The sequence below is a fragment of the Novosphingobium sp. genome (assembly GCF_019748365.1).
In the GTDB taxonomy this organism is placed as follows: Bacteria; Pseudomonadota; Alphaproteobacteria; order Sphingomonadales; family Sphingomonadaceae; genus Novosphingobium.
The window spans coordinates 1-4726 of the sequence record NZ_JAIEPN010000119.1 but is presented as its reverse complement, the minus strand read 5'-3'; the positions used below and the strand labels follow the sequence as shown (position 1 = coordinate 4726).

5 protein-coding genes and 1 pseudogene are annotated in these 4726 nt (G+C 64.2%); 3 read left to right on the top strand and 3 right to left on the bottom strand.

Features of this window, described 5'->3' with window-relative positions; genetic code table 11:
* The 3 genes and pseudogenes from K5Q19_RS14255 to K5Q19_RS14245 form a co-directional block, all read left to right on the top strand.
* Window positions 1-588 (top strand): annotated as a pseudogene (locus K5Q19_RS14255) (pilus assembly protein CpaE); the annotation flags it as partial.
* 82 nt (window positions 589-670) lie between these two features.
* The gene (locus K5Q19_RS14250) at window positions 671-1642 is read left to right on the top strand and encodes a type II secretion system F family protein (protein WP_292946307.1); all 972 of its coding nucleotides are present in this window, start codon (window positions 671-673) and stop codon (window positions 1640-1642) included.
* An 8-nt stretch (window positions 1643-1650) separates the two neighbouring features.
* Complete coding sequence (locus K5Q19_RS14245; protein WP_292946304.1) at window positions 1651-2661, top strand: type II secretion system F family protein; 1011 nt, start codon at window positions 1651-1653, stop codon at window positions 2659-2661.
* Window positions 2662-2718: 57 nt separating this feature from the next.
* On the opposite strand, the gene K5Q19_RS14240 is transcribed toward K5Q19_RS14245, so the two are convergent.
* The 3 genes from K5Q19_RS14240 to K5Q19_RS14230 form a co-directional block, all read right to left on the bottom strand.
* Window positions 2719-3726: a fumarylacetoacetate hydrolase family protein gene (locus K5Q19_RS14240; RefSeq protein WP_292946300.1), complete on the bottom strand. Its 1008-nt coding sequence runs from the start codon at window positions 3724-3726 to the stop codon at window positions 2719-2721.
* Window positions 3723-4181 (bottom strand): MarR family winged helix-turn-helix transcriptional regulator, encoded by a 459-nt coding sequence (locus tag K5Q19_RS14235; protein WP_292946298.1) that lies wholly within the window; start codon window positions 4179-4181, stop codon window positions 3723-3725. Before K5Q19_RS14235 ends, K5Q19_RS14240 begins: the two co-directional genes overlap by 4 nt.
* Before the next feature lie 65 nt (window positions 4182-4246).
* Window positions 4247-4726, bottom strand: a 480-nt coding sequence (locus tag K5Q19_RS14230; protein WP_292946296.1) for a TetR family transcriptional regulator, incomplete at its 5' end; no start/stop codon positions are given.

The following is a 4726-nucleotide window of genomic DNA, read 5'->3' as shown; positions in this document are numbered from 1 at the left end:
GGCAGCGCCTTCGTTCAGCTGGAGGAGGAATTCCGCCACGCGTTCGAAATGACGATGATCGATCTGCCGCGCAACATGCTGATCAACTTCCCGCATCTGCTGGCAGACGTGAACGTTGTCGTGGTGGTCACCGAACTGACCCTTGCCGGTGCGCGCGATGCGATCCGCCTGCTGTCATGGCTCAAGTCGAACGCCAAGCACGCCGAAACGATCGTGGTGGCCAACAAGGTCCACTCCGGCATCGGCGAGATCAGCCGTTCGGACTTCGAAGCCTCGATCGAGCGCAAGATCAACTATGTCGTGCCCTACGACATCAAGGCAGCCGCCAATGCCGCCAAGCTTGGCCAGACTTTCGTGGCCGCCAACCGTGCCAGCAAGGCCGGTGCGGCCATTCGCGACCTTGGCACCGCGATCATCGCCACCGGCAGTGACGGCGAAGTTGTCGACACCAAGGCGAAAGGCAAGGGCGCGGACAAGGGCGGTGACAAGAACGGCGGCGCCCCTGCCGCCAAGACCTCGCTGCTCGGCAAGTTCGATTTCAAGAAAATCCTTCCTTCCGGCAAGGCCAAGGCCGGAACCCAGGCGTGAACCGCGGCCGGCGCAGCAACTCCCGCAAGGAAGTTCGCCGCGCTGGCTCCGCACATTTTGAGAGAACTGGCAGGACCCGGCCATGAACATGATGCAACTCGTGATCCTTGGCGTCGGTGCTGCGCTGGTTCTGCTGCTGATGGCTCTTGCGCTGAGCGGCCCGTCGGCGAGCCGGGAAGCTTCGCGCCGCCTCCAGACCGTCCGCTTCCGGCACTCGGAAAGCGCGATGGACAAGGTCGAGGCGCAGTACCGCAAGGCTGTTGCCAGCCGCAAGCCGACCACCTTCAAGAAGGCGGGATCGGGTTCGCGCGTTGAGGCGCTGGCCCTTCGCCTGCACCAGACCGGCAAGGGCTGGACGCTCAGCCAGTATCTCTACGTCTCGATCGGGATTGCCATCGGTGTGGCGCTGCTCGTCTTCATCAAGTCCGGCGCGCTGCTGCTGGGTCTCGGTGTCGGCGTGCTGATGGGCGCGGGCATTCCGCACTGGATGGTCGGCCGCGCGATCAACAAGCGCAAGGCAGGCTTCGTCGCCAAGTTCCCCGATGCGCTCGAACTGCTCGTGCGCGGCCTGCGGTCAGGTCTGCCGATCACCGAGACACTGGGCGTCGTGGCGCACGAGCTGCCGGGGCCGGTGGGTGAGGAATTCAAGCTCGTCACCGATCGCATCAAGGTTGGCCGCACGATGGAGGAAGCGCTTCAGGAAACCGCCAACCGGCTCGACATGGCCGAGTTCAGCTTCTTCTGCATCACGCTGGCAATCCAGCGCGAAACCGGCGGCAACCTCGCCGAAACCTTGGCAAACCTGGCCGACGTACTGCGCAAGCGTGCGCAGATGAAGCTCAAGATCGCGGCGATGAGCTCCGAATCCAAGGCCTCGGCCTACATCGTCGGCTCGCTGCCGTTCATCGTGTTCGCCCTGATCTATTCGATCAACCCGCGCTACCTCGGACAGTTCTTCGTGGACGAGCGGCTTATCATCGCCGGTATCGGCGGCCTCGTGTGGCTGGGCATCGGCGCCTGGATCATGAAGCAAATGGTCAACTTCGAGATCTGAGACCCATCATGGCAGTCACCCCTCCCCCGCACGGCCCCACGCTCCTTGGCATCGACGTCATCTACGTCGGGTCGATCCTGGTGGGCATTGCCGCCGCCGCGATGCTGCTGGCGATCTACGCCGCGGTTACGGTTCGCGATCCGATGGCCAAGCGCGTCAAGGCGCTCAACGATCGGCGTGACCAGCTCAAGGCCGGTATTGTCACGGTCAACGCCAAGAAGCGCCAGAGCATCGTCCGCCGCAACGAGACGACCGACAACATCAAGACTTTCCTTGAATCGCTGAAAGTCCTGCAGGACAGCCAGCTCAAGGAGATCCAGCAGCGGCTGGCACAGGCCGGCATCCGCAAGAAGGAATGGGCCGTCGCGGTCGTTCTGGCCCGCATGATCGGCCCGATCGTGCTCGGTCTGATCTTCGGCGTGCTGATCTACGGCGTGAATTACTTCCCGCTCTGGTCGGCCTTCAAGAAGTTCGGCCTCTTCGCGGGCATGGTGATCCTGGGCTACAAGGGCCCGGATATCTGGATCAAGAATCTCGTGACGAAGCGCACCAAGGAAATCCGCAAGGGACTTCCCGATGCGCTCGACCTACTGGTGATCTGCGCCGAGGCCGGCCTTACCGTTGACGCCGCCTTCGGCCGCGTCGCGCGCGAACTGGGCCGGGCCTATCCGGAACTCGGCGACGAATTTGCGCTCACCGCAATCGAGCTGTCGTTCCTGACCGAACGGCGCCTCGCGTTCGAAAACCTGGCCTACCGCGTCGATCTCGAATCGGTGAAAGGCGTGGTGACGACGATGATCCAGACCGAACGCTATGGTACGCCGCTCGCCTCGGCGCTGCGCGTGCTCTCGGCCGAATTCCGCAACGAGCGCATGATGCGCGCCGAGGAAAAGGCCGCGCGTCTGCCGGCGATCATGACGATTCCGCTGATCCTGTTCATCCTGCCGACGCTGTTCATCGTGATCCTTGGCCCCGCGGCCTGCTCGATCAGCGACAACTTCCTCAACCGGAAGACGTAAGCTTCCGGCCACCGCAGACAGAATAGGGGCGCAGCGAAAGCTGTGCCCCTATTTGCTTCAGGCAGCCACCACCGTCTGCTCGATCGCGCCGAACACGCTGTGGCCCTTGGCATCCTTGGCCTCGATCCGCACCGTATCGCCATGGCGCAGGAACGGCGTCGAAGGTGCGCCCCGCAGGATCGTCTCGACCATGCGCTGCTCGGCGATGCAGGCGTAACCGCGTCCGCCTTCCGCCACGGGCCTGCCCGGTGAGCCATCGGGATCGCGGTTGGAAACCGTGCCCGACCCGATGATCGAGCCCGCCCCGATCTTCCGCGTCCGGGCGAGATGCGCGATCAGCGCGCCGAAATCGAACGTCATCTCCTCGCCCGCCTCGAGCCGCCCGAACGGATGGCCGTTCAGATCGACCTGCAGCGGCAGATGAAGCTTGCCGCCCGACCACGCCGCGCCCAGACTGGCGGGCGTGACGAAGACCGGCGAGAAATGGCTGGCAGGCTTCGACTGCACGAAGCCGAAACCCTTGGCGAGTTCATCGGGAATGAGCCCGCGCAGCGAGACATCGTTGACGAGGCCCACCAGCCGGATGTGATCGAGCGCGGCCTCGGCCGAAATGCCCTGCGGCACATCGCCCGTCACCACCACCACTTCGGCCTCGAGATCGCCGCCCCAGCCCTCGTCCGGCAGGACCAGCGGATCGCGCGCCCCGCGCAGGTCGTCGCTGCCGCCCTGATACATCAGCGGATCGGTCCAGAAGCTGGCCGGCAGTTCCGCCCCGCGCGCCTTGCGCACCAGTTCGACATGATTGACGTAAGCGCTGCCGTCCGCCCACTGGAACGCGCGCGGCAGCGGCGCTGCCGCCTCGCGCTCGTGGAAGCGCTTGCGCGGGATTGCCCCGTGCTGCAGCTCGATCGCCAGCGCTTCGAGGTAGGGCGCATAGCGGTCCCACTCATCGAGCAATCCCTGCATCGTCGGCACGATATGATCCGCATCGGCATACCAGGCGAGATCATCAGAGACGACGATGAGGCGGCCGTCGCGCCGCTGCGGCAAGCTTGCCAGTTTCATGGGCTTTCCCCTTCGATGGTGCGCACCGCATTGAGCAATTTGTCGAGCAGCGCTCTCAGCTTGGCCGTTTCGGCCGGCGAAAGCGCTGCGAAGATCTTCTCGTAGGTGGAGAGCGCATTGGGCCAGATGCGATCATACATCGCGCGGCCCTCGTCGGTCAGCCACAAGTGGTGCGAGCGCCCGTCCGCCTCGTTGGGGCTGCGCGCGACAAGGCCCCGCTCACCCAGCATCTTGCACGCACGGTTGACCGCCACCTTGTCCATCAGCGTCGCACGCACGAGGTCGCGCTGCGTCAGCGGACCGGCATCACCCAGCACCGCCATGATCCGCCATTCCGGGATCTTGAGGCCGAATTCGCTGTGATACTCGCCCGAAATCAGGCTGCTGACCGCGTTGGACGTGATCGCAAGGCGGTAGGGAATGAAGTCGGACAGCCGTGTTCGCGTGTCAGCCATGCCTTGGTTCTAGGCCAGCGCGCGAACCGCGCAAGCAAAAGCGCGCGTGGTTCTCACCTATTTGGTCACCGCGCGAGAATACCCGCCATGATGAAGTCCACCGTATGCTCGCGGTAGCGGTCGCGCAGTTCCTCCGTCAGCGTGTCCTGATCGAAGCAATGCCGCAGCACCAGCCGCGCCGAAAAGAACCGGTCCGCCGCGCCCGTCACCGTGAAGTAGAACAGCTGCGGATCGATCGGGCGAAACACGCCGGCCTTCACCCCGTCGCTGATCAGCCGGTCATAGGCCTTGTTGAGCGGCATGAGATACTTGTCCGCAATCCGCTTCGCCTCGCCCGGATCGCTGTCGCGCACCAGCCGCATGAGCAGGCGGTTGAGATAGGGGAACGCGAAATAGGTATCGACGCAGCGCGCGATATGCTGCCTGAGCTTCGCCTCGGGGCTCATGTGGTCCTTGGCCAGCAGCGCCTCGACCGACTTGATGATCGCCACCATGTCGCGGTCGAGCAATTCGCCCAGCATCCCGGCCTTGTTGCCGAAGTAGTA